The 26,082-nt window shown below is 45.7% G+C and carries 17 protein-coding genes and 2 tRNA genes; 4 read left to right on the top strand and 15 right to left on the bottom strand.

The window, feature by feature from the left end:
* Positions 1 to 27: 27 nt before the first annotated feature.
* The 15 genes from RIH33_RS05095 to RIH33_RS05165 all read right to left on the bottom strand — a co-directional run bounded on the left by RIH33_RS05095 (position 28) and on the right by RIH33_RS05165 (position 21,441).
* Positions 28 to 2,553, bottom strand: coding sequence for a GH32 C-terminal domain-containing protein (locus RIH33_RS05095; protein WP_406650830.1), 2,526 nt, complete (start codon positions 2,551 to 2,553; stop codon positions 28 to 30).
* Between the two features lie 6 nt (positions 2,554 to 2,559).
* Entirely contained in the window at positions 2,560 to 4,794 is a 2,235-nt protein-coding gene (locus RIH33_RS05100; protein WP_406658696.1) for a GH32 C-terminal domain-containing protein, read from the bottom strand.
* A gap of 57 nt (positions 4,795 to 4,851) precedes the next feature.
* Positions 4,852 to 6,114 (bottom strand): DUF4960 domain-containing protein, encoded by a 1,263-nt coding sequence (locus RIH33_RS05105; protein ID WP_406650828.1) that lies wholly within the window; start codon positions 6,112 to 6,114, stop codon positions 4,852 to 4,854.
* A gap of 48 nt (positions 6,115 to 6,162) precedes the next feature.
* The gene (locus RIH33_RS05110) at positions 6,163 to 7,827 is read right to left on the bottom strand and encodes a RagB/SusD family nutrient uptake outer membrane protein (protein ID WP_159584464.1); all 1,665 of its coding nucleotides are present in this window, start codon (positions 7,825 to 7,827) and stop codon (positions 6,163 to 6,165) included.
* Between the two features lie 9 nt (positions 7,828 to 7,836).
* Positions 7,837 to 10,944, bottom strand: a complete 3,108-nt coding sequence (locus RIH33_RS05115; RefSeq protein ID WP_406650827.1) for a SusC/RagA family TonB-linked outer membrane protein — start codon at positions 10,942 to 10,944, stop codon at positions 7,837 to 7,839.
* 9 nt (positions 10,945 to 10,953) lie between these two features.
* Positions 10,954 to 12,348, bottom strand: a complete 1,395-nt coding sequence (locus RIH33_RS05120; protein ID WP_406650826.1) for a sugar porter family MFS transporter — start codon at positions 12,346 to 12,348, stop codon at positions 10,954 to 10,956.
* A 201-nt stretch (positions 12,349 to 12,549) separates the two neighbouring features.
* Positions 12,550 to 15,267, bottom strand: a complete 2,718-nt coding sequence (locus RIH33_RS05125) for a substrate-binding domain-containing protein (protein WP_406650825.1) — start codon at positions 15,265 to 15,267, stop codon at positions 12,550 to 12,552.
* A 147-nt stretch (positions 15,268 to 15,414) separates the two neighbouring features.
* A complete protein-coding gene (locus tag RIH33_RS05130; RefSeq protein ID WP_406650824.1) occupies positions 15,415 to 16,365 on the bottom strand; it encodes a pectinesterase family protein in 951 nt (316 codons plus the stop codon).
* Positions 16,362 to 17,156: a rhamnogalacturonan acetylesterase gene (locus tag RIH33_RS05135; RefSeq protein WP_406650823.1), complete on the bottom strand. Its 795-nt coding sequence runs from the start codon at positions 17,154 to 17,156 to the stop codon at positions 16,362 to 16,364. Before RIH33_RS05135 ends, RIH33_RS05130 begins: the two co-directional genes overlap by 4 nt.
* A 2-nt stretch (positions 17,157 to 17,158) precedes the next feature.
* Entirely contained in the window at positions 17,159 to 17,905 is a 747-nt protein-coding gene (locus RIH33_RS05140) for a rhamnogalacturonan acetylesterase (RefSeq protein WP_406650822.1), read from the bottom strand.
* Positions 17,906 to 17,912: 7 nt separating this feature from the next.
* Positions 17,913 to 19,580 (bottom strand): glycoside hydrolase family 28 protein, encoded by a 1,668-nt coding sequence (locus RIH33_RS05145; protein WP_406650821.1) that lies wholly within the window; start codon positions 19,578 to 19,580, stop codon positions 17,913 to 17,915.
* A gap of 186 nt (positions 19,581 to 19,766) precedes the next feature.
* Positions 19,767 to 20,690 (bottom strand): transposase, encoded by a 924-nt coding sequence (locus tag RIH33_RS05150; protein ID WP_406650820.1) that lies wholly within the window; start codon positions 20,688 to 20,690, stop codon positions 19,767 to 19,769.
* 34 nt (positions 20,691 to 20,724) lie between these two features.
* Positions 20,725 to 21,087, bottom strand: coding sequence for a transposase (locus RIH33_RS05155; RefSeq protein WP_406650819.1), 363 nt, complete (start codon positions 21,085 to 21,087; stop codon positions 20,725 to 20,727).
* 140 nt (positions 21,088 to 21,227) lie between these two features.
* A tRNA-Arg gene (locus tag RIH33_RS05160) sits at positions 21,228 to 21,301 on the bottom strand.
* A gap of 53 nt (positions 21,302 to 21,354) precedes the next feature.
* A tRNA-Ser gene (locus RIH33_RS05165) sits at positions 21,355 to 21,441 on the bottom strand.
* Between the two features lie 168 nt (positions 21,442 to 21,609).
* Here RIH33_RS05165 and RIH33_RS05170 point away from each other — a divergent pair.
* From RIH33_RS05170 to RIH33_RS05185, 4 genes are all read left to right on the top strand, one after another.
* The gene (locus RIH33_RS05170) at positions 21,610 to 22,578 is read left to right on the top strand and encodes a vWA domain-containing protein (protein WP_406650818.1); all 969 of its coding nucleotides are present in this window, start codon (positions 21,610 to 21,612) and stop codon (positions 22,576 to 22,578) included.
* Positions 22,575 to 23,408 (top strand): hypothetical protein, encoded by an 834-nt coding sequence (locus RIH33_RS05175; RefSeq protein ID WP_406650817.1) that lies wholly within the window; start codon positions 22,575 to 22,577, stop codon positions 23,406 to 23,408. Before RIH33_RS05170 ends, RIH33_RS05175 begins: the two co-directional genes overlap by 4 nt.
* A gap of 70 nt (positions 23,409 to 23,478) precedes the next feature.
* The gene (locus RIH33_RS05180) at positions 23,479 to 24,660 is read left to right on the top strand and encodes an acetyl-CoA C-acyltransferase (RefSeq protein ID WP_406650816.1); all 1,182 of its coding nucleotides are present in this window, start codon (positions 23,479 to 23,481) and stop codon (positions 24,658 to 24,660) included.
* A 59-nt stretch (positions 24,661 to 24,719) separates the two neighbouring features.
* A complete protein-coding gene (locus RIH33_RS05185; protein ID WP_406650815.1) occupies positions 24,720 to 26,033 on the top strand; it encodes a toxin-antitoxin system YwqK family antitoxin in 1,314 nt (437 codons plus the stop codon).
* Positions 26,034 to 26,082: the final 49 nt, after the last annotated feature.

The raw sequence follows: 26,082 nt of genomic DNA on the forward strand, positions 1-26,082 counted from the left end.
TTAAATCATATGTTCACCTATTGCCTTTTATTCTTTGTTTTTGATCAGTATCCTCTCTGAGTAAAAGAGGGTGCCATCGCTGGCGGTCAGTAAATACATTCCGGCGGGAATTTGATGTACATCTATAGCTGCCCTCTCCTGATCAATGGCTCCACTTAGTAGCTGCTGACCTGAGAGAGAATAAATAAAATATTGGCCGTTTTCTATTCCGGGAGTATCCAGGTTGATCACGTCAAACGAGGGATTAGGGTAGAGCTTCCACCCGGATTTAAAGCCCGATTTCAAAGGCTCCTCGGGTTCCTCTGGCTCTTTGGGTATCTTGTTAAAATGCGTAGGAAGGTTACTCGGTACACAACTTTGATCCACTACTTCATGGTCCAACATGGAGGCCATTTCCCATTTCTTAGCCGACACCACAGATACCTCGCCATCTATCGCTACCACGTCTACCAGGTCGCTTTCCGCCCGAGAAGGATAAACCCTGGCAGAAAACACGGTGAGGTTTTGCACAAACACCTCTAAAGTAGAGTGATCAATGAATATGCGCACGTTCAAAGTGTCATTTGGGTTGAATACAAAATCCCCAATTCTGGTGTTCTTTAAGGTATTCGAAAGGGATGATTGGCGCCTATCCAGAATGATTTTATTCAGTTCATAATCAAAAGTAATGGTTGTATACTCGCGCTCATCTTCATGCTTGAGCACCTGAATTACAAAGTTGGCATTGGAATCAGCTTTGATATCAAATTCCATCTCGATCTGATTCCCTCTAAACTGAGGAAGGTTGTTTCTTTGGCCATTTTCCAAAACCAATTTTTCCACAGATATCTCGTCTGATCTCAACCTGCAAAGATTTGGATGGGGTATTTGCCCAATGGTGCTATCTTTCAGCAGACGCACCTGTCGGGGTATGCTGAAAGTCTGTCGCCACCCGGCATTGATCTGGTCATTGCCATCCCGGTCTTCGGGAATAATCCCGATGTAAGTATCTCCCGTCTCATCATCTGTACCAAAGGCCGGAGCCAGCATGTGGCTATCAAATAACTCGAGTGATTTCGGGGTTTCAAAATAAGGTTTGAAGGTTTCATTTTCCCAGGTGCCCAGCAAATAAATAGAACGTGCACGTTTCCCATTGTTAGGCGTAGGTGTCAACTGTAGCAGGTAGGTATCGCCCGCCAACTTTCTGAAAGTTGGCATTTCCCAAAACTCTCCGTATTCAGAAATGTCAGAATTGGCATACAACCTTGGGATAAGTGTCCAATTGACCAAATCTGAAGAACGGTAGGTAAAGAGTATGCCGCCACCATTGTTTTGTAAACCTGAGCCCACTATCATGTAATACAACCCGTCACTTTTCCACAGGTATGGGTCTCTAAAGTCCATGTGACTAAAGCTGGTAGGCGCATTCGCTAATAAGGGATTGGACTCACTTTCGGTCCAGGTGAGCAGAGAATCCCCGGTGGGAATGGCCATTCCAATACCGGCTTTGGCACCATCTACCCCAGTGTAAAAAATATAGGGACTTCCAGTATTGTCTTTAAGCGTGGTACCTGACCAGGCGCCGAAATTATCGAATCCCGGAGTTGGTCTCAAGGCAATATCCACTTCGCGCCAATGTACCATATCCGGGCTGATCAGATGGCCCCAGTGCATAAAATAGAGCTGAGGAGCATTCGGGTTTTTCTGAAAAAATAGATGATAGTTACCCTGGTAATACATCAAGCCATAGCACTCATTGGCCCAGCTGTTGTTGGGCATCGGGTGGTATTGTGGGCGTAAATGATCACCGGCAAACCTCACGGTGGGATCTATGTATAAATCAATTTTTCTATCAGATACAGATTGACTTGCATCCACGACTTCTGCCTCTGTGAGTGCTAGATTAAAAACTTTCAGGTCATCCAGAGCACCATTGAGCACATTTATCGAGAACCCATTCGCCTGTTGATCAAGACTCCTTTTACCAATATACAAGGTACTCTCCGGAACAGAAATAGAGGATGCCGAAAGTCCTTGTTGCAAAAACCACACTACGCCATCTACATACACTCTGGTCTCCCCGGCATCCAGATCTATAGTAGCTACAATATGATGCCACTGGTAAGTAGAAAGTCTATTTGGTGTATTGTGCACATAAAAAGTATTATCCAGGTGGTACCCAAAGTTAAGTTCCCCATAAGGGCCAACACTGAGGTAAAATCCAGAGGCCTCTGAAGCTGAAGACAGCTCTATAATGGAGGAAGACTCTCTATTGAAAGCCTCAGTGCCATACCATGCTTCTATGGTCAGCGCACGATCGATCCCTGATAAACTAAAGTTGGATTGTGAAATGTACGTTGACCACCCATCCAGTCGCAGGGCGTTTCCATCAGGTGCTGTAATGCGCTCAGGATGATCAAAAATATTTTCGATACTCAGTGACTGTGAAGACACCTGCTCCGTGGTGGTACTTGTCCCGGAAACTTCGTTGAACCCTACATGAAAAACCTCTTGGGCAATGACCTGCTCTGTCAACAACAATCCTACCCAAAACAACAATTGTATCTCCTTCATATCCCTCTATTGATTGATTAACTGTTCGGTAATTATTTGGTTATCAGCAACTATCCTCAAAATGATCACTCCTGAGTAAGTCTCGTTATCCAGGACTATCTCATACCCTTCGTTCTTAGTACTAATGGTAAACGGAAGTCTATTGCCTGACATCCCGATCAACTCAACATGAGCAAGAGACTTTACCCCTTCCACCCGAAACTTTCCTTGGGATGGATTTGGGAAAATTTTAACCCTCGATTTGGGAGTGAAAGTGACCAGCGCCTCCACTTCCCGCCAAATATTCCCATATTCAAAGTGCGAAACCTCGGTAATGGATCCAACGTCCCCATAAAACCTTAGCCCGGTGGCACCTGACATGGGGAAAATACGGGCTGAAATCAATTCCTCACCATCATTTACAAAAACCTCTACTGACGACTGATCTACAAAAATCCGGAAATCCAATGACTGAAGGTCAGCCGCATTAAAATCAAACAACGGAGTATAGTCTCCGGAAAAAGCTACTCCTGAATGCCCCCTATCTAAAAAAACCTTAGCTGTTTTGGGATCATATCCTATCTGGGTATAGTAGCTGCCCTCAGCTGCCAGAATTACCCCTGCACCAGATTGGGTATTTGTATGGTTAATAGAAAACTGTAACTCGTACTGGTTAGAGCTTTGTTCTCTACCAGCAAGGGTAGTATTGAGAACATCCAAATCACCCACAACAACAATCGTATCTTGTCTCAACTGATAGACCTCAGGGGCAGGTTGCTGAAACAGCCGAATACCAGCAGGAGTCTCTTTCAAAGTGAGTTCTCTGGGCAAAGACATTCCTCCACGCCAGGTGGAGGTAGGCAGGTTGCCCGCATATGACCAGTTATTCATCCAGCTCATCCACAGCACTCGGCCATCAGGAGTTTGTTGAAAGCTACGCCCGGCATAATCATCAGGCCCATGATTTACCCAAAAAGCCTCCTTTTGTACAATTGCCCGATCAGAAAAATAGACATGATCCACATTGATGTGCCCCCATCCACCAGTCACTTCATCCACAATCTTAAGTTGGGCAGATTTGCCAGCATATTCTGATACATCCCAGGCGTACCACCTCAGTTGTTCGGTGTTGCTCCCTGTAGCACTCCTCACCACCTGATCGTCAACGATAAGCTTGATGGCCGTCAGGTCTGGGTGGTGGCCACCCCCTATCAGAAAGTTGATATAATTAGATTCAATGATGAAGGGTTCTGATGTGAGACTACCCGTAGCTGCATCACCACCCAGATAGCTATTCACCAGTTGATCTCCCTGAAAATTTGTGACGAGTTGTTGATCGGGGAGGGTACCTGCCACAGGTGCCTGGCCAAAGGCCGTCCCTGTCACCGTCCAGTTTTCATAGCCGGACTCAAAGTCCTCAAAAACCAACACTTCATCTGTTGGGTGGGGATTGAGCAGCAGCTCAAACTCGGGGATGAGCGTAAATGACTTCCCATCAAAATTACCCACAAAATACTGGGTGCCAGATCCTCCGGAGGGCGAGCCTGGGTTGATACTGACCATCAGCACCCATAGTTTCTTTGAGGTGCCTTGCACCTCCAACTGAAACAAGTCAGGGCACTCCCATACTCCTCCGTGGGCACCCATTCCTTTTCCAAAGGCACTCTGATAGGTCCAGTCCTTTAAGTTTGGAGAGGAGTAAAACCCGATTTGATCATGCTCGGCCAATGTTATCACCCAGGTGTGTGTGGATTCATGCCAAAGTACTGTGGGGTCTCTAAAATCGGTAATTCCTTTATTTGGCAACACTGGATTACCAGAATACTTGGTCCAATTTATACCTTTATCCAGGCTGTATGCCAGGCTTTGCTTTTGGGTCTGTCCGGCGCTTGTGTAAATAGCCACCATAGCGGAGTCCCCAAAGCCGCTGGTATTGTGATAGTCTATGACGGCTCCCCCTGAAAAAATAGCTCCCTGACTGTCATTATACAGGACAACACCCTGCTCTTCCCAGTGCATCAGGTCGGTGGATGTAGCATGCCCCCAAGACATATTGCCCCATTGTGTGCCGTGAGGATTGTATTGGTACATCAGATGGTAAGTACCGTTGAGGTAGACCATGCCACATGGGTCATTGACCCAGTTTCGCTCCGGAGAAAAATGATATTGCATACGATATTGCTCGGTATAAGTCTGCGCTTTGGCCAGGTGGCCAAAAATCAGCGTTATAAATATCAAAAAGAGCTTAGTGATAAGATACATGGTGTGTGTGAAAAAACCGGAAGAGGACCCCCCCTCCCGGTTCAGTATGAAGAAAATTTACTTTTCTATTAAATAATTAATTGAATTAACGGTCATTGCAGCATTGTTGCTCACAAATGCATTATCAGCGCCGTTTTGCTCCCACTCATACGCTGCAGCTCCAATCACTATGATCGAACCTTCAGCTGGTGCAGAAGCCCTTGCATGAAGCTCTACTACTGCTCCACAGCACAGGTCTACCACGTGACCCCACGTACCAATAAGTGTAGCTTCCATGGCTGCTTCCCATTTATCTGCTTTATCAAATGCATCCACATGATCGGTGATCGGTGCGGCGTTAATATCCCACATGGAATTATGATCTTCTTTGTACCCAGCTGCTATCATTGGTATCGCAGGATGGCCATAGGAAGTTTGATCTACAGGGTTGGCAATGTCACTGGTAGTGCATCCCTCAAGTATGGCATGACCAGATCGATCCCAATCAGAACTGGAAACAGTCTCAATGGCATTGACATTCAAGTTGACATTAATTCCCCACTGATCAGGGTTTTCAAAACCATCACCACTTCCGTAGATTCTAGGCGCCCATCCATTCTCTTCGTACGGCTTTCCAGCATCATCTGGAATTCTACCCAGTTGGTTGAGGTACTGTGTGCCATGACCGGCCAACACAAAATCTCCACCGGCTGCATGCCATGCTTTAAATGCAGCAACCACTGAAGCAGCCCGAGCTGATGCAGGGATACTCTCTAACAAGCCTGGGTTGTTTCCCGGATCGCTATCCTGATAGTAAACCACCACTTCGATGTATTGCAGGGCATCGGTATTTACACTAGAAAACGGAATATACTCCAGGTCATCACCATACTCTCCCGAAAGATATGTGTAGGCAGCGGCCATGTCTTTTTCTGTAATACTACCCGGAGCATTGGCGTCTCCCACGAAAGCGATAGAGGCAGCAAATTCAGCAGTCACTGAGACCTCAAATGAGAGCTCCTCACTACCATTGGATATGGTATAGGTCACTGCTCCTGCTGAAAAATCCTGAGCAGTACCGGATGCTGGAGATACTGTAACGCCCTCAGGCAAGGTAACTGCAATGGTCACAGCTGAAATATCCGTGCGTGGTGGAAATGGCTGGAAAATAACAGTACCAGCGGCGGCATCTACCACACCCGTTCTGGTGATATCAGCCGACGTAGCTGTGATGGATGTGATTTCCAATGATGGTGCCGGATCCTCGCCACCGTCCCCACAGGCAATAAAGCCCACTGTTGCGATGATCATCACCGCATAAAACAAAATTGACTTCTTCATGATTATTTTGGTTTAGAAAATTGAGTGTTTATTGAAAAGTTGATTGAATTAATAACCGTTATTCTGTTGGTAGAGGCCAGGATTCTTATCCAACTCGGCTTGCGGAATTGGATAATACTCATGAGTACCCTCTACAAACTCTACTCCTTCCAAGTAAGGTGTCACTGTGTATTCATCGGATAAGTATTCACTGATAGTCTGGGCTGTAATTCCCCATCTGTTGAGGTCAAACAAACGATGGCCCTCCATGGCCAGTTCAAGCCTTCTTTCTCTCCTCAATGCCTGACGGGCATAGCTCTGGTTCCATCCGGTAGTTGGATAGGGTTCTATCGCATAATTGGCGGCTGTAGATACTCCGTCCAACGTTCGGACGTACGTGCTGTTCTTAGCTCTGTTTCGGATTTGATTGATGAGTGCCCGGGCCTCATTCAGGTCAATATTACCCTCTATCAACGCCTCTGCTTTCCAAAGGAGCACTTCAGCATACCTGATGATTGCGAAGTTTAGTCCGGAAGCGGCCCATGGCAAACCATCATGCATCCTGGGATCGTTGGAATCTATGACGTGTTTTTTGGAAGAGTAATTATTTGGATAATCTGCACTCCTGCCCCACTCTGAAAAAGTGTAGATGCCGCTCTGTTTCCACGGTATGTTATTTCTTCCTAAAGAGAAATCAACTCTAGGATCCACAGGATTGAGATAGGAAGCTCCGGTAGCATGCGGAGGATTGTCAAATCCATCAAATACCGGCAACCCATTGGCATCTGTTTTGAAAGCGTTCACTAGATTCTGGCTAGCCAGATAAAAGTCGTCCCCTCCCGGATAGGCATTACTATAGGTGACATTGAGAATATTCCCAATATTGTGTCCCAAATCCGGGTTTTCGGTCAATGCAAACTGCACGGTAAATACTATCTCTGAGCTGTTTTCAAAATCAAGTGAGGCCAGATCTTCAAACTCATTCAGCAAAGCGTATTGTCCTGAGCCTATCACCTCATCGGCAAATGGAATTACCTCACTCCACTTTTTCTCCTCTACCAGTATTTTACACATATAAGCCGCGGCTGTATATTTATTGACCCTTCCGAGTTCCGGCTGACTAAGGGGGAGATGGTCATACGCAAATTGCATATCCGCTTCTATCAGTTCCAATAGTTCTTCCTTGGTGTAAGTGGTATTAGACGCTTCTGAGCCCAATACGTTTTCATCCAACCAGGGCACCTGGTTATAGTTTCTCACCATATCAAAGTGAAAATGAGCACGTAAGAATCTCATTTCGGCCATTCTGATTTCAGAAGGATAGTTTGGGTTTTCGTATTCCAAAAGGTTGCTTATGGCCACATTCACCCTGGCAATGGCCCAGGTAAGATTGAGCCATTTATTGAAGGCAAGATCATTGGTAGGGTTTAACACATAAGTTTCAGCCTGATGCATTGGTACCTGGTCCACGATTCCGCCACCGCCCTTGTAAGCATCATCTGATCTGATGTCTGCTATCCAGTTGGTCGTTGGCCCCTGAAAAGTGACATGATGAAGACCTATAAACCTGGCCGTGAGAGAAGAATACGCAGCAGTGATCAGGTTCTCCATGATTCCCTCATCTACCTCTACACCTTCCGCTAGGGCGCCTTGTGGTACCTGATCCAGAACCTGGTCTTTGCATGCTGGCAGAAGTACTGCCACTATCGAAATTGCTATAAATATCTTTTTCATGACTGTCAGTTAGAGTTTGAGATTTAGACCGAGAATGAAAGTGCGGGGTAATGGATAAACACCATTATCAAATCCGCCCGGCACTTCGGGATCAATACCCGAATAATTGGTAATTGTGAATACGTTTTGTACTTCAGCGTAGAGGTTTACATTGAACCCCTCGAATATTTTTGGAGTAAAATTGTATCCTAAACGAAGCGTCCTCATTTTCAGGAACGTGCCATCTTCTATGAAATAAGAGGAGGCTCTGCTTTCGTCATTTCCCTTGTCATCCAAAGTGAGCATGGGCACAGTGGCATCTGTATTTTCTGGCGTCCAGGAATTCAAAATCGCGGAGGTACGATTATAGGTACCTATTTGTGCAAACTCAGAGGTTACCCGAAGATTGTTGTAAATCTCATGTCCAATGGAGCTGTAGAAAAACATATCGAGTGTGAAGTTTTTGTATTTGAGCTGGGAGTTGAGCCCCAGGGTCACATCCGGGTGGGGACTGCCCAGGTAAGTTCTGTCCTCGTCATTGATGATGCTATCTCCGTTGATATCTGCATAACGAATACGCCCTACGCCCTTTCCGGTCTGATTGGCATGTGCTTCCACCTCCTCGGTGCTCTGGAAAATACCGTCTGCCACCCAGCCGTAAAATTCGCGCATCTGCCGGCCTTCAGCGATTCTACCCCCACTATCGAAGTATCTTTCTCCCTCGTAGCCCAAAGGATACCTGTCGTCAAGATCATCTACAACAGATTTGTACCTTGACACCTGCACAGAATTGGTGATTTTAAGCCCTGAGTTGCTCCTATAGAAATGTGTAAGGCTCATATCAAAACCAGTGTTGGTGACCTGCGCAGAGTTTACAAATGGAGCAGTACCCTCGCCAATGGCCAGGGCCAAAGGAGGATTGCTTATCAGGTCAGTAGTAACCTTCTTGTAAACATCAAAAGTAAAATCCAACGACTTATTGAAAAGACGCACATCCGCTCCAATGTTATAGCTTTTTGTCGTTTCCCATCGCAAGAATGGATTACCTCGTGTTAGCACTACAAATCCCTGCTGTACTGATGTATTGGTTCCGGTAAGATCATAGTTTGCATTGAGATCATTTGGCCCGTAAAAAGTGGATTGATTATGCAGAGTTCCGGTATTTTGATTGCCCAACTCTCCATAGCTGGCTCTTAACTTGAAATCATTGAGTACGTTATCTCCTATAGCTCGTCTGATGGCCGGCTCGTCCGTCACTCTCCATCCTACCATATAGGTCAGGAAGTCTCCATCAGTAGCAAACCTAGAGGTCATGTCGTGCCGGTAAAGTACCGTGGCCAAATACCTTTCTTTGAAGATATAATCCAGGCGGGCAATCTCTGAGTATAACCCCCAGTTGCTGCGCCCACCCTCTGCCACGCCTATGTCATCTCCACTGCTAATGGTCAGGTAGCTGGGTGTCTCGGAAGAATAGCCAGTACGTGAAGCAGCCAAATCCCGGTAGCTGTATTGGATAGACTCTATTCCTCCTATTAAGGTGAGGTTATGGTCCTTCTTTCTGAATGAATACTCAGCAAAGTTGTTCCAGGTGAGTGTGACACCCCGACCATATTTATTAAAATAACTATTGTTATCTATTTGATAGACGCCCTCATGTAAACTAGATTCAAAAAAATCATCATAGTAATCGCTGTAGTCCAGGCCCACATTGGTGCGCAGTTTAAAAGCATGTGCGTCTGGTAAGATATCAAGTGCATCCAGCAGGCTGACTTCTCCATGTGCATTACCAAAAATTCTCCAGCTTTTTGTGGTATTATTTCGGTTTCTATCCAACTGACTCACCGTGTTTCTAATGTCCGGGAAGTCTCCTACTCTGCCAGCGTAACCACCATCTGTATCGTATACAGGAAGTGCCGGATGCTGTCGTACTACATCGTTTGCAGCTCCACCCACGCCCACGCGCTCTGAATTAGATATACTAAGGTTCTCCCCCACTTTCATCCATTTGGTAAGATTGTAGTTAGAATTCAACCTGGCAGTAATCCTATTGAAATAAGAGGTGATGATGGTTCCTTGCTCATCGAAGTAGGATGCGCCAAACATCACATTTCCTTTATCATTTCCATTGGATATATTCACATAATACTGTTGAGATTGACCATCTCTATAAATCCTGTCCGCCCAGTTCGTCCCTTCAGGTGTGTAGAGGTAGGACTGATCTTTGCTCGGGTCATCTTTGTCTGGCTGATAGAGCTGTGGATCTGCCGGAATCCCGGGCTTACCACCAAGATCAAAGTACCCGGTAAATGAAGGCGTACCGTTGCGACTGTTTTTATAAGCTCCCCAATAGACCTGTCCCCATTCCTCAGCATTGAGAAGGTCCAGATAGTTGGCGCGCGTCTGTCTACCTACAATCACACCTGCGTCAATCTCCAGCTTATCCTTTTTACCCGTTTTCGTGGTGATCAGGATTACTCCTGCAGCAGCCCTGGCACCATACACCGAAGCTGCGCCATCCTTCAAAACCTGGATAGAAGCAATATCATTTCCATTAAGGTTGTTGGGAGGCTCCTGCGAAGGAATTCCATCTATCACATAGAGAGGCGTATTGTCCCCAAAAGTGGTAAACCCGCGAATATTGACACTCGTGCCCACCGATCCCGGCTCGCCTGTTTGATTAAAGGTCACCCCTGCAACTCGTCCCTGAAGTGCCTGAAGAGGATTGGCATAAACGATTTTTCCAACCTCCTCCATATCCACCACACTTACAGATCCTACCAGATCTTTCTTTCTCTTAGAAGTATAGCCCACCACTACTACTTCCTCAAGGGATTGCAGATCCGCAGCCAGGGCAATATCTAACCTCGTTTGCCCATTTAGTTTTATTTTCTGTGTTTCATAACCAATAAATGAGAACATCAGGGTGGCGTTGGCCTCCGTTGTGATCGTGTATTTACCGTCTATGTCTGTAATGGTTCCGGTATATTCATTTTCAATAGTGATGGTAGCACCTGGTAAAGTCTCACCACGCTGCTGGTCCGTCACAGTACCTGATATGGTCACTTCCTGTGCCAGCACCTCGGCTGCACACATGATGGCCAATAGTAACAAAAATCCGTTGAGTAATTTTTTCATCATATGAGAGGTTTAGTTGCCCACTTCAGCAACATAATTTTCTTTTACTTCTTGAATAGTCGATTGAGAATTTTTCATTTTTACTCCGCCTAAGCGGCTTTGTAGCTCTTCCAGGGAAGCGCCTTTGGTTTCGGGCATCATGAAAATTACAAAGAGTAACTGCAGTATCATGAAACTCCCAAAGAGCCAAAAGACCGTCCAGGGATTCATCGAATTGATCAGCACAGAACCAAACAGGGTGATCAACGCGGCAAATAGCCAGTGAACTCCTGACCCCCAGGCCTGCCCAAATGCTCTGACCTTGTTAGGAAATATCTCTGAAATAAATACCCAGATCACTGCCCCTTGTCCAATGGCATGGGCTGCGATAAACGTGAGTATAAATGTCAGTTTAAATACCGCGCTGAGTTCAGCATAAAAAGCGTATCCGACCATGCCCAGACTGATGATGTAGCCTACTGAGCCAATATACATCAGCATTTTCCTGCCAGAACGATCGATCAGAAATACACCCAGCATGGTAAAGATTAGATTGACCACACCAATAAATATTGCACTAAATAAGGAGTCGGAGCTGCCAAAGCCTGCTTTGACCAGTATTTCCGGGGCATAGTACAAAATGAAGTTGATGCCCGAAAGCTGATTGAAAGCCGCCAGGAGAAAAGCCAACGTGAGTGACCATCTGTACTTAACCGAAAACACGCTGGTATGAGCATTTATATTATTTTTAACATCTTCTTTGATGCGGGCGATGATCGACCTGGCCTCAGATTCACTATTGTTTAATTTTAGTATTTTCAAAGCGCCAGGCTCATCCTTTTTGTGAATGAGTACCCACCGGGGGCTCCTTGGCACACCCAACACCATAATTATATACGCCGCTGCGGGAATGGCCTCAACGCCTAACATCCACCTCCAGTCATTAGCACCTCCTACACCTTGCAAAAGGTAATTAGAAACAAAGGCCACCAGAATACCCAGTACTATGTTGAATTGGTAAAGGGCAACAAGACGCCCTCTGCTGGAAGGTGTGGCAATCTCTGAAGTATAGGTGGGTGCTGCAATGGACGAAATACCAACCCCAACTCCACCAATAAATCTGAAGAAAGAAAACAAATAAGGATCTGTGGCCAATGCCGACCCTAGTGCGGAAGTAAGGTAAAGCACTCCTACCCAATACAATGTGGAGCGCCTGCCTATAAGATCCGTGGGATACCCACCGAAGATTGCTCCCACAACGGTACCCCATAATGCCATTGACATAATGAAGGTGCCATGAAACCAATCACTCATACTCCACAACTCCTTAATAGGAAGGTTGGCACCTGAAATAACTACTGTATCGAACCCGAATAAGAATCCGGCTAGCCCAACCACAATAGCGTAATATAAAATTCGTGCATTCATAATCTTGGAAAACTTTCATCCAAGTTATGTCAAAGGGTCATTTTCAAGTTTCTAATGCCGTACCAATAAATTGCAATTTTGATTTTATAATGCCTAATTGATTGAAATAAGTGCTTTTGAGCTGCATTAAATAGGGTCTAAAATTATGATTTCAGCAAACCACTTTCAATTTTGATCGGAGGTTTTAAAATTGTAACATCCTTATGACTCATGATTTGATTTGAATTCTGAAGGAGTCATACCAAATTGATTCTTGAATGCCGTAGAGAAATATGAAGCTGTAGAAAACCCAACGATATGTGCAATTTCGGAGATATTGTGCTCTCCTTCCAGGATCAAGTGCTTGGCTTTCTTTAGACGAACGTTGCTGATGTAGTCATTAACACTATACCCCAAAAGAGCCTTCACCTTTCGGTATAGTTGCATTCGAGAGAGTCCCAATTCGTGACCTATTTCATTTACTCCAAACCCAGTATCAGCCAGATTCGCCTCTACAATGGCAGTAAATTCACTCACAAACTTTTTATCAATCCGGGAGTTCGACAGTCCTTTCTGATCCACAGGCAGCTCATGGAGGAAGTGCTCTCTCAACTTCTGACGATTGGCAAGCAAAGTGTGAATGCGCTCACAAAGAATGGGCACATCAAAAGGCTTGGTAATGTAATCATCTGCTCCCAGTCGGATTCCTTTGATTTTTTCTTCTGTTGAGGACTTTGCAGTCAGGATGACTATCGGTATATGGGAAGACCTCAAGTCCTCTTTTAATGTCCGAATGACCTCATAGCCAGATTCGTGCTTTAGCATCAAGTCACAAACGATCAGGTCGGGCACCTCATTCATCGCAATCCTAATCCCCTCAGCTACATTGTTCGCCTCCATCACAAAGTAGTCACGCCCCAAACGGTCTTTGAGATAGGCCCGAAGCTCATCATTATCTTCAATCAACAAAATACTACTACTCCCCTCTTCAGATTTTTCCCTAATCTGTGGTTCTTCTGTTGATTCGTAGTCTGCCGGGAAAAGTGATTCATCGGACCTCAGATAGAGGCCTTCCTCAGGGGCAAGCATTGACTCATCCAGATGGTCTTTACCAGTCTTTAGTTTGATTACAAACCTTGTACCCTTGTTGGGGATACTTTCTACTTCAATACTCCCCTTGTGTAAGTCTATGATTTCCTTGGACAAAGCCAATCCCAGGCCAGTACCCAAACTTCTATATTGATCGCCCTGATAAAACCTGTCAAAAATATGGGCCACCTGCTCCTCGGTCATTCCATTGCCAGTATCATCCACAGATACCCTCACCTCATCACTCAGCTGATTGGTTTCCACCCGAATGAATATAGACCCACCCTTTTTGGTGAATTTAAATGCATTGGAAAGGAGATTGAAAAACACTTTATCCATCATATTCCCATCAAACCAGAGCTTCACCTGATCACTGTCATAGATCAGTTTGAAAGCAATCTGTTTATCTACGGCCAGCTTTTCGAAGGAGTCCATGATTTCCTTGAGAAAGGGTATCAGAGGCTGTTCATTGATTCTCAGATTCATTTTTGAGTTATCAATTTTACGAAAATCCATAATCTGATTGACCAACCGTAACAACCGCAACGTATTCTTACGGATCAGCTTTAAGTCCCTTTTGAACAAACTGGCTTCCTTTCGTTCCAGCAGCTCATCGACCGGGGCTTTGATGAGGGTAAGGGGTGTCCTGAACTCATGAGAAATATTGGTGAAAAATCTGAATTTTGCCTGAGTTGCTTCTTCTGCCTGCTGAGCATAAAGGGTGATCTGTTCATTTTTGCTCTGTAGCTCATTATTGATCCGACGCTTTTCTACCAAAGATTTAAGCACGGAAGCCGTCATAATAATGGATATCACCATGGTAAGCGCAAACAAATATGTAAGGGTCCGCTGTGTTTTGAACACCCGCTGGATAACCCCAAGTTTATCCGACAAACTCAGAATATCCGTTTGCTGATCCAATATCTTCCTGGCCTGAGTTTGGATGATTTTCACATTAGTAGAATCCACCACCAGGGTCTGAAGGATGTTTTCCTTCTCATAGGGCTCGCCATTGAGAATTCGCGAAGCGATATCAATAGAAAGATCACCACCCGTCGGGTAAATAATGGAAGCCGTCAAAATACCATTCTCAACCATCTCAAGCCCATTGCCGGTTCCTGGCAACGCATCTATGCCAATATAGTATTTGTTCCTGCCGTCTGGATACGCTTCCTGTGCCACGTCATAAGCGAACTTTGCCGCCACATCTGTCGCCGCAAAAACCACATCATATTGCTCATTGGCAATCAGTTCCCTGTACTTTGACTCTCCCTTAGCGATGGCTTTGACGGAATCTATCTGAATCTGAGGATGCCCTACCATAACCTCACGAAACCCAAAATGCCGATCAGAAAATGCCGTGATCTTAAGGCTCTCGTAGACTTCCAAGACCTTGCCTCTACCATCCAGTAGCCGAGCAATATATTTCCCACCTGCATTCCCTATCAGTTTGTTATCAGCCCCAATGTATGCCGTGTACTTACCGGAATTGATCCTCCTGTCCAAAATAATGACCGGGATGCCCTGCTCAAACACTGATTCGATGATTGGCTGAAGAGGGGCTGCCTCATTGGGAGAAACTATGAGTAAGTCAATGCCATCCTCCACCATCTGGAGTATCTGCGCGATCTGTACACTGGTCTGAGAATCACCATCTTTGAAAATCAGCTCTATCTCATCGTGAAAGATAAGCTGACGCTGCATTTCATTAAACATGGCTTCTCTCCATGCGTCTTTCATGATCGGCTGAGAGAAGCCCACCTTGAATTTTTTCTCTTGTTCCTGTTCAGCCTGGCAGCCAAATAAAAAACTGAAACAACAAATACCCAACCAAATGATTATTGACCTCATAGTTTTAGTTACCCAATACAAGGTTAATAAATCACGAGCAAAACCAATTATCAAGTTGCTTAAAGCAATTTCAGATGCTTATAAATACCTTGTTTATCAATAAAAACCTAAACACCAGCAGATACAAGCCCGATCTCTCTCCTGGTACTATTCCTCATTCGGATTCCAATCCCCCATCACATTCGTCAAAGAATATTTTAAGGCTTCTTCCTCTGTGAGAATATGTGCCCACCGGGCACGGGCCTCTGGCTGATAACCCGCCCCCACATTGGCATACTCTGCGTAGTAGGCTGTTTTCTTTTTTTCCTCTGACCGCCACGGATCCCAACCTTCGGGATGGATCAACTCCCCCAGCTCGCAATTCATAAAAACCGTCTGAGCGTAGGGTCGCCAGGGCCTTCCCAGAAATACGGAACCTGCTTCGGCCGACCCGGTGATTTTACAGTTGTTAAACACAAAGCCAAAAGGGGTCTCCTGTTCGGTGGACGCTGCCGTGATGTATCCATTGCGCTTGCAAAAAATCTCGCACCCTTCAAAATAGGCAGTGGACCACCCGAAGATAAAGTCCACGGTACCCTCGATGTAGCAGTTTTTATAATACTGCCGGCTGTCCTTTCCATGCGGGTAGAGTGTATCCTGATTGCCCAGAAAACGACAGTTTTCAAACTTCACCCGATCTCCGTCTATGCGCACTGCCACCGCCTGACTGCCCTCTCCAAAGGAGTTTTCAAAAGTCAGATTTCGGGCCTCAAAGCCGTCGCCATAAATAAAGAAAGAAGCCGAACCCGACGTTCCGATTTCCTCTCCAAACTGATTTTTTCTGCTGGCATAGTCATCGAAAGTCAAAATGGTTTCTTCAGGGTTTGCACCGATCAGCGACACGTTGATTTTGGAGGTGGGCAAGATCAATTTCTCTTTATAAACCCCGGGTTTGATGTAGATGGTTGTTCGGTTCTTGCGCAGATGAGGCACCGCATCGATCGCCGCCTGTACCTTCTCAAAATCCCCTGTACCATCAGCCGCCACTACAAAATCATAGTTTTGTGCAGACAAACCCAACGACGAGACAATCAATCCTATCCATAAGATATTTTTCATTTTTTCAGCGTTTTCATCGTTTCAAAAACCAGCCCGGCCACCACTCTGGCACCTTCCGGTTGAAAATGTGTATTATCACTTTGACCGTTCGGGTATGCTTCATACACACCAGAATCCAGGTTCATAAAATAGTTTTGGGTAGCATATTCCCGACCCACCTCAGAAAAAGCATCCATACTGAGCTGGTTAAGGTCAATGAACAAAGTATTCAGCTCCTGTGCCACTTCCAGTGCTGCTTCCGGATATTCACCATGCACATTTTGCAGGTGATTGTTCTCCCATGGGTAGTTGCGAGCCACGGGCGTGAGTATTATCGGTGTGGCACCCTTTTGTCGGCTTTGAGTTACATATAGCCGGAGAAACTCCTTATAACCTTCAATGTCCACATAGCGCTCGGTCTTTGTCTCGGCAGCGTCATTATGTCCAAATTGGATGATGACCACATCTCCGGGTTTCAATGACTCATAAACACTTCGCCATCTCCCCTCCTGAAAAAAAGTACGGGTACTCCTGCCCCCTCTGGCCCGATCATCCACCACTGCAGAGTCAGCTGTAAATAAATTTGAAAAAACAGACAGATCTGAGGAGAAGAAAGGCTGAAAAACCTGCCCCCACCCGGTCACAGGGTACCTGGTTTGGTAATAGTCCTTCCCCTCATCGTAATTATTCGCATAATCCGCCATAGTGGAGTCCCCTATCAGGTAAATGGTGACTATGCGCTCTGGCTTTTGCGCAAATCCAAAGACCAGTATTAGGATCCAGACCTGCACCCATTTCTTTACTACCCTCATGCTTATCTGGTTCCCGTTACAATGTGTTTTTTAAGGTCAAGATCCAGCGTTCTGATTCCCGACAGCACCAGCTGAGCCATTTTCCTTGCGCCTATTTCGTTAAAATGGGTATCATCTGCTTTCCCTTTCGGGTAATTGGGGTGCTCACCTGCCTCCAGGTGATGGTAGAGCCATTTTGACTCACGCTCACCCAGCTCACTTACCAGCTCCGTGGACAGAGTAGTCATATCAATCAGCGGCACATGCTCAGAGGCGGCCACTTCCCGTACCAACTCAGCATACTGAGCATGGGTGTCTACCAGTACGCCATTTTCAAATGACCTCCGGGTCACAGGTGTGAGCAACACAGGCAGTGCATCTTTACTCCTGGCGTCCATAACATACTTCCGCAGATTGGTCTGAAACTCTTCAGGGGTGGTGTACCGGCCCACTTTGGAAGGCACCTCGTCGTTGTGCCCAAATTGGATGAACACATAATCGCCCTGACGAAGGGTCTCAAGCACCGCATCCCAACGCCCTTCCTCCATAAAGGATTTGGTACTTCTGCCATTCTTAGCTCGGTTGTCTACCTTGATCGACTCATCGAAGAAAAAGGCAAAAGGCATCCCCCATCCCGTTTCCGGATAGGCATCAATTTCTTTTTCTGCGCAGGTGGAATCCCCTATGAGGTAAATCACTGTTGGCTCCTCCTGCAAAAGTCCAAAAGCCATCAGTAAACCTGACAAAGCGAGAAAAGTCCATTTCTTCATACCTGGATCATTTCAACTTCACGGCTTTTTTACCCACTTCCTTCCCGATGACCACTTCTGTTTTGCAGTCGTCATAATCGGATTTTACCAGAGTCACTTTTTCGGTTTTAGCACCTAGCACGCGCACCAGACCTGAGTCTGGCGTCTTCCCTTCGAAACCGGAAATGGAAATGTTTTTGGTATTATAAATGGTCAATGGAAAGCCTTTGTCAGTCACTACGGTGACCCCTTTGAAAGAAATCCCATCAGCATCTACCATAGAAATCCCCTTTTTGGCTTCTATGTACACATTTTCGAGGTTGATGTTCTTGAGATTCATTTCCGGAAGTCCCTGAAAGTAAGCCGCCGTACCTGACCCTACAGCCGTCACATTTTTGATGTATATATCTTTGAATGAAGGGGTCTTCTCAGTCACAGGCATCAACGCTTCGTCTACCACGGCGGCTTCCTGATCCTCCTCCAGCACAGGGGATTGGCCACCGTAAAAGAGGTTAAACCTGATGGGCTCCGTTGGGATATTGATCATATCAATGTCTGAGATGAAAATATTCTCCACCACTCCGCCACGGCCTCTGGTACTTTTAAATCTCAGGCCAACATCCGTGCCCATGAATGTACATTTGGACACATGAACGTTCTTTACACCACCCGACATCTCGCTCCCTACGACGAACCCTCCATGGCCATGATATACGATGTTGTTCTTAATAATCACATTCTCAGTGGGTATGCCTCGCTTGCGTCCGTCTTCATCTTTGCCTGATTTGATACAAATGGCATCATCTCCTACATCAAAAGTATTGTTATAGATCAGCACATTTTTACATGACTCCAGGTCCAGGCCATCTCCATTTTGGGAGTACCACGGATTACGCACGTTCAAATTGCGGAGAATGACATTTTCACACATCAACGGATGAATGTTCCATGCTGGAGAATTCTGAAATGTGGGACCATCCAGCATCACATTTTTGGACATCTGTATACTGATCATTACCGGCCGAAGGAAATCTTTAAAAGCAGCAAAATCGTCCTTAGAGGAGGCATCAGGCACATTGAAAAAGCCTGCAGTAGCATCTGCTCCTACCTTATAACTGGCCGATGGGTACCAATTCTTTCCATCATCACTCAGCAATCCGCCACTTTTTACCAGTTGCTTCCAATGGCTGTCAGTCACCTTGCTTTTCTTCACAGCCCGCCATGCATCCCCATTGCCATCTATGGTACCTCTTCCTGTAATGGATACATTGACCAGATCCTTGCCATTGATGGGTGACAAACAGCGATAGGTCTCCAATCCTTCAAAACTGATAGCCACCAGCGGGTAGTCGTCTTTATCCTTCGTGAACAGAAGCAGCGCACCGTCCTCCAGGTGCAAATCCAGATTGCTCTGAAGAGTGATAGGCCCTGTAAGCCATATGCCCCGCGGAACGTTGACATGGCCTCCACCTTTGGCCACCACTGCATCGATGGCCTTGGCAAAAGCTTCGGTGTTCCTGGTAAGTCCATCTCCAACTCCTCCAAAGTCCGAAACACTCACCGAGTAGTCCGGAATGGCAGGTGGATTTACCTGCGGCATTTCAAATTCCACATCCTCATAAATGGTGGTCTGGTTTTGCTGAGCCAACAGAAGATTGGCAGATAATAGTGCTAAAAGGAATAGTTTCTTTTTCATTGTGCAATCGATTGTACAATTCGAAGTTAATAAAAACCTGACCGAATGGAAGACCGAAAATAGAAATTATTGAAAAAAGAAGAGTTCTTCGGTTGAAAACTCAATATATCGTAATGCTGGAGATGGATAAGATTGTTACTCCTCCGGTTTTAATGGATCAAGCAATAAAGTTGTGGGGAGATTGTACTAGGCATAGATTTTCGATAGTCGGTAAAGAAAGAAGGATACGTTCCTGACACCACGGAATTGAGATCTTAGTGCTTTGACCTTCGCATTGAAAGACTCAGCTGCTGCATTAGTGCTACGCTTGTCGAAGTAGTTGAGGATGGTTTCGTAGTGGTTTTGGATAGTCCGAGAGATCGTGTGGAATGACTTGAAGCTTAGTTCTTCTACCCGATTGTACCATTGAGCCAGTTTCGTGTAGGCTATGCCCTTGTCTTTTATGCTGTAAATGTGGCCGAGGTTCTGTGCTAGATTATAAGCCTGCTCTAGTCTGGGATATCGCTGAAAGAGTATCTCTGCCCGATGCACCTGAGAAGGTGTCCAACAGTCTTTTCTTTTGAAAAGCAGATACCTGCTTCGAGCAAGGAGTTGCTTGGGGGTATCTCCATTTTCGAGAACATCAGGTTTGAACGTTTCACCGACCTGCTTGCTTAACTCGATTTCATTGTTTTCCTGTTCCAAGGCCTGCCACCGATATTCTATCCTCATTTGCTGTAGAGCATCATAGGCCAGTTTTTGAACATGAAAACGATCTGTGACAAGAGTGGCCCTGGTGAATGTCTTGCGAACAATCTGCTCCATGTTGGCCGCCATATCAAGGGTAACTTCCTTGACTATGCGCCGTTGCTCTACAGGGATCTTACGATATAGGATAGACCTAACCCTTTCACTGTCAACACCTTTAATCATTGCCACAAGGCTCCCCTTTCTGCCATTGGCTTCTTTATTGGTGATGATTGTATAGAGTTCTCCTTGCGATAAGGATGTTTCATCTATGGTGAGGTAGGGGCCTATGTTTTCGGGGAAGACAATGTGGTCTTCTGCATGGCTGAGTTGATCCCAAGTAGTGTAATCGCTCAGGTGTGAGACGTACTGCTCTTCAAGCAATTTTCCATTGACATGAAAGTAGTTACCTAGGCTTTTACAGCTTACCGGAGTGTTGTCGATGCAATGCTTTTAAAAAAGCCGCGAACTCTTTCGTCATACGCGTTCCTTTGGCCACCAGTTCCCAATTCCTGGATATCACCTCACCAGTATCTTCATTGACCCATCTTCGCCGTTTGACCTTTAGATAACATGCTTTGCCTCGAAGTGGAAAATCCTTGACGGTCGATTCGTTGTGGAAGCCATGTGAGCTTAACCTCAGTCCAGAAAATTCTCCCGGCTGAAGGCGCTTCTCTACTAGACTAATGGTATAACTCTCTATGTCTTTTTCTACTGACGCTACTTCAAAGTACTCCAACATTCCTTCAGGAAGCAGCAACTCCCATGCTGTTAAATCCAATTGCTCTTTTTATCTCGCAAATTAGATTATTCTATGTTCACCCACAGGTTTTCGGATTGATCCGTTTTAATCAACAGAAGTTACGGAATTAAACAAAAAAAGCACCTATAACAACGTCATAGGTGCTTAATTCTTCACTGTGATTCGCCCAGGGCTCGAACCTGGAACCCCCTGCTTAGAAGGCAGGCGCTCTATCCAGTTGAGCTAGCGAACCCTCCTACTATTTCTAGCATTAAGTTCCCTTCAGAAAGACTCACTTCAAAAGTGCGGAGAGAGGGGGATTCGAACCCCCGGTACGGTTTCCCGCACGCATGTTTAGCAAACATGTGGTTTCAGCCACTCACCCATCTCTCCTGATTTCCGTGAGCCCCCTGAAAAGGACTGCAAATATAGTATTTCAAAATAAAAATTCTAATCATGATCAATTAAAAATATCCACATACCACTTATCCTTAAAAATCGTTAAATGAAACATCCTCACATTGGGCAATACCAACTGCTTATGTATTTTTGGGGCCGCATATGACTTGGGCTTATTCAATCGACACATTTGAAATTGTAATTATTGCGGTTTTCGCACTTTTTTACCTGCTATATGTCATCAGACTGCTCAGGATCAGAGCTACCTTGCGCACTCCCATCAGCAAATGGCTCATCAAATTCACACTCAGATCAGTCTATTTCGCGTTGATGATCGTAGCCCTGCTGGGGCCTTCCTTTGGAGACTCTACTCGTGAAATCAAATCCATCGGCAAGGATATGTTTATCTGTGTGGACCTTAGTCAGTCCATGAACGCCTTTGATATACAGCCTACCAGGTTGGAAAAGGTGAAATTTGAGCTCAAGAATATTGTAGAGGCCTTCAGTTCAGATCGCATAGGACTGATCATGTTTTCTAATGAGGCCTACATGCAATGTCCGCTGACCTATGACAACAATGCTCTTAACCTCTTCATCCAGGCCCTCACCACAGATCTCGTACCGAATAGTGGTACGGATTTTGGACCACCACTGAAAATGGCCTTAAAAAAACTGACGGACGAAGAAAATACTGTAGCCCGTCAGAAGTCTAAGATCATCGTGCTCATCAGCGATGGAGAAGACTTTGGGGAAGAAACTGAGCAAGTAACAGAAGAAATTGAAAGTTCCGGAATCAAATTGTTCACTTTGGGTGTTGGTACCGAGAGAGGAAGTAAAATAATGACCAGGAGAGGGTATAAGAAAAACAACCAGGGAGAAGAAGTAGTGAGTAGGATCAATACCAAATCGCTTAAAAAAATAGCTTCGGATACAGGGGGCAAATACTTCGAGATCAACGATAGTAAAAATGATGTGGAGCGTTTGATCAATTCCATCAATGACATAGAAGGCGAGCTGAGAGACAGCAAGCAGGTAGATACCAAATCCAATAAATATTTTTACTTCCTTATGGCAGCGCTCTTGCTCATGCTATTCGATGCCCTCATTAGTGTAAAAGTGATCAGGATATGAAAACATTTTTGATACTCTTACTCCTCATAAGTGCAGACCCGACAGAGATTGCCCGGATCAATAGGTTAAAAAATAAGGCTGAAGTGGCCTTTGAGCATGGCCAATACGATGTGGCGGCAACCAATTATCGCATTCTATATGATTCAATAGGACTAGATGACCCGAGCGTAGGACTCAATCTTGCCCACAGCTACTATGCACTGGGTGACACGGCCAACGCCAAACTGAAGTACCAGTCGGTAGCCTCAAGCAATGATAAAAAGTTAAAATCCATCGCCTATCAGCAACTGGGCGTAATGGCCAAGACCCCTACCACCCTGAGTGAGTCACTTCAGTACCTGAAGGCCGCCCTGAAAGCCAATCCCATGAATGAGGAAGCCAGGTACAACTATGAGGTGGTGAAAAAACTCCTGGACAAGCAGAAGGAGCAACAGCAGGATCAGGATCAACAAAACCAGGACGAAAACAAGGATCAGGAAGAAAACAAGGATCAGGAAAATAAGGACGATCAAAAAGAAGATCAGGAAAGCCAGGAGCAAAAAGATCAGGAGCAACAGCAGGAAGACCAGGAACAGAAAGACGCTGAGCAAAAGGACGATCAAAAAGGAGACGAAGAGAAAGAGCAGAAAAAAGAAGGTGAGCAGAAAGAGGAAGAAAAAGATCAGCAAAACCAGAACCCCAGCACCAAGCAAAAGCTGGAAGACATGAATATCAGCGAAGAAAAAGCCCGAATGATACTGGAAGCCATGAAAAACAACGAGATTCAGTATATTCAGCAGCAAAAGAGAAAGGCCACGGAGCAACCTGATAGCGGAAAACCCGACTGGTAAGCCCGAACCTTTGCCAGCTCAATAATGAAATACCCAAATAAATAAACAACCCAAAAACTCAAATTAAGAAATGGAAGAAGTTTACATCATCTCAGCCGTCCGTACCCCCATCGGCAGCTTTGGCGGAAGCCTGTCTGGTTTCACAGCAGTGGAGTTGGGCAGCAAGGCCATCAAAGGTGCGCTGGAGAAAGCAGGAGTCAGCCCTGATCAGGTCAATGAAGTCTTTATGGGCAATGTGGTCTCCTCTGGCTTGGGACAGGCTCCCGCACGGCAAGCAGCCATTGGTGCCGGTCTGGGCTACAATGTACCCTGCACTACTGTGAACAAAGTATGTGCCTCTGGCATGAAATCGGTGATGTTTGGCGCACAGAGCATCATGCTCGGCATCAATGATGTGGTGGTAGCAGGAGGAATGGAGAGCATGTCTAATGTCCCTTATTACATACCCAAAGCACGGTTCGGATACAAATATGGTCATGGCCAAATGCTGGACGGACTGATGCACGACGGGCTGTGGGAAGCTTATCACGGCTTCCCAATGGGTAGCTGTGCGGACAATACTGCCAGAGAGATGAACATCTCCAGAGAGGCACAGGACGAATACACCATCAACTCCTACAAGCGAGCCGCTGCAGCCACCGAAGCTGGAAAATTCAAAGATGAAATCATCCCTGTGGAGATTCCTCAGCGCAAGGGTGATCCAATCATCATGAGTGAAGACGAAGAGTACAAGAACGTGAGTTTCGATAAGATTCCCGGCCTTCGTCCGGTATTCAATAAAGAAGACGGGACCGTCACTGCAGCCAATGCTTCCACGATTAATGATGGATCATCTGCACTGGTGCTGGTGAGCAAAAAGAAACTTGACGAACTGGGTGTGAAGCCATTGGCCAAAATCATTGGTTTTGCTGATGCAGCACAAGAGCCTATCTGGTTTACTACAGCACCATCAGAAGCCATCCCCAGAGCGATTAAACATGCCGGACTCACAGCCGCCGATGTAGATTTCTATGAAATCAACGAAGCCTTCGCTGTAGTGGCACTGGCCAATAATCAAAAACTAGGACTGGACGCCGCAAAAGTGAATGTAAATGGTGGTGCAGTGGCACTGGGTCACCCGCTCGGTACCTCCGGCGCCCGCATCATTACCACCCTTCACTCCGTACTGGCACAAAACAAGGGCCGAATTGGAGTGGCTGGCATTTGCAATGGTGGTGGTGGCGCATCAGCCATTGTCATCGAGAAAGTTTAATTCAAAATAAATAATCCTGAAAGCCTTACGTTTGTGAAAGCGTAAGGCTTTTTTTTCTCATGTTAAAACTCTTTTTTTTCGTCGGACTTCTACTGATCTGCATGTCATCCTTTGGCCAAACCAAAGTGATCGTGCCTTACCCCAATGATCCTTCCAAAACGAAAGAAATCTACTACATCCTGGAGGGGGACTCCTCACGTATCGACGGTGATTACAAACAGTATAGTCCTTCAGGCAAAGTCATCGTCACGGGCACGTTCGTGGATGGCAGCAAAGAAGGCACGTTTTACAACTTCTACGAAGACGGCAGTGTGCAGCGCGAAACCACCTATATAGGTAACCTCCGTCAGGGAGTAACCAGGATATTTGACCCCAATGGGGTCATTATTCAGGAAGCTACATTCAGCAATGACACCCTGGTGGGCGAACTGAAGCTGTACGATACAGAAGGTAAGCTGAAAGGAACCTCCAACTTTAAAAACGGCAAGCCTGACGGGCTGGTAGCGGAGTACTATGCCTCAGGTGGTATTAAGGAAGAGATTAACTACATCAATGGAAAACCCAATGGAACCACCCGACACTACTATGAAAACGGGAACCTGGAGCTGGAAGCTCAGTATGTAGCCGGACTCCTGGATGGCTTCTATAAGACCTACTACCCTTCCGGAAAACTGGAAATGGAAGCCCTCAATGAACGGGGAAAACGTTCCGGCTTCATTAAATATTACCATGAAAATGGTCAGCTCAAATCCCTCGGAAAATACGAAAACGGAACCCTGGTCGGTGACTTTAAATCCTACTATGAAGACGGAAGCCTTCAAAAACACCTGAAATACAATGATGGCTACCGGGTGGGCAAAAACCTGGAATATCACCAAAACGGATCAATCAAATACGAGGGCATTTTTACCAACAAAGGCCTGAATGCCAGGATCAGGGAGTATAACGACAAGGGCGATTTGATTATGGAAAAAGAACTCCTGAATGACCTGCCCAACGGCAAATGGATTACCTATGATGACAGGGGTCGCGTACTCCTTTTGGAAAACTATCAAAATGGAAAGCTTCATGGACAAAGGGTGGTCTATGAAAAAGGTAAAGTGATCAGCGAAACCACCTATGGTTTTGGCAACAAACAGGGGGAAGCCAGAACCTATTTTCCTAACGGGGATGTTCAGACCATAGAAAACTGGAAACTAAACCGACTGGAGGGTTCCTTTGTGCGCTTTCAGAAAAATGGACAGAAAGAATATGAAGGAGAGTATATAAGAAACAAACGCAACGGCACATGGTACTACTATGACAGAAAGGGTGAACCAGTCAGTCAGGAAGTCTACCAGCACGGGCAACTCATCAGCTCTAACCCCCTTTGAAATACAGCCATTTAACCGGCTCGGGTTCTCATATTTGACACCTCCGATC

Source organism: Marinoscillum sp. (genome assembly GCF_040222955.1).
In the GTDB taxonomy this organism is placed as follows: domain Bacteria; phylum Bacteroidota; class Bacteroidia; order Cytophagales; family Cyclobacteriaceae; genus Marinoscillum.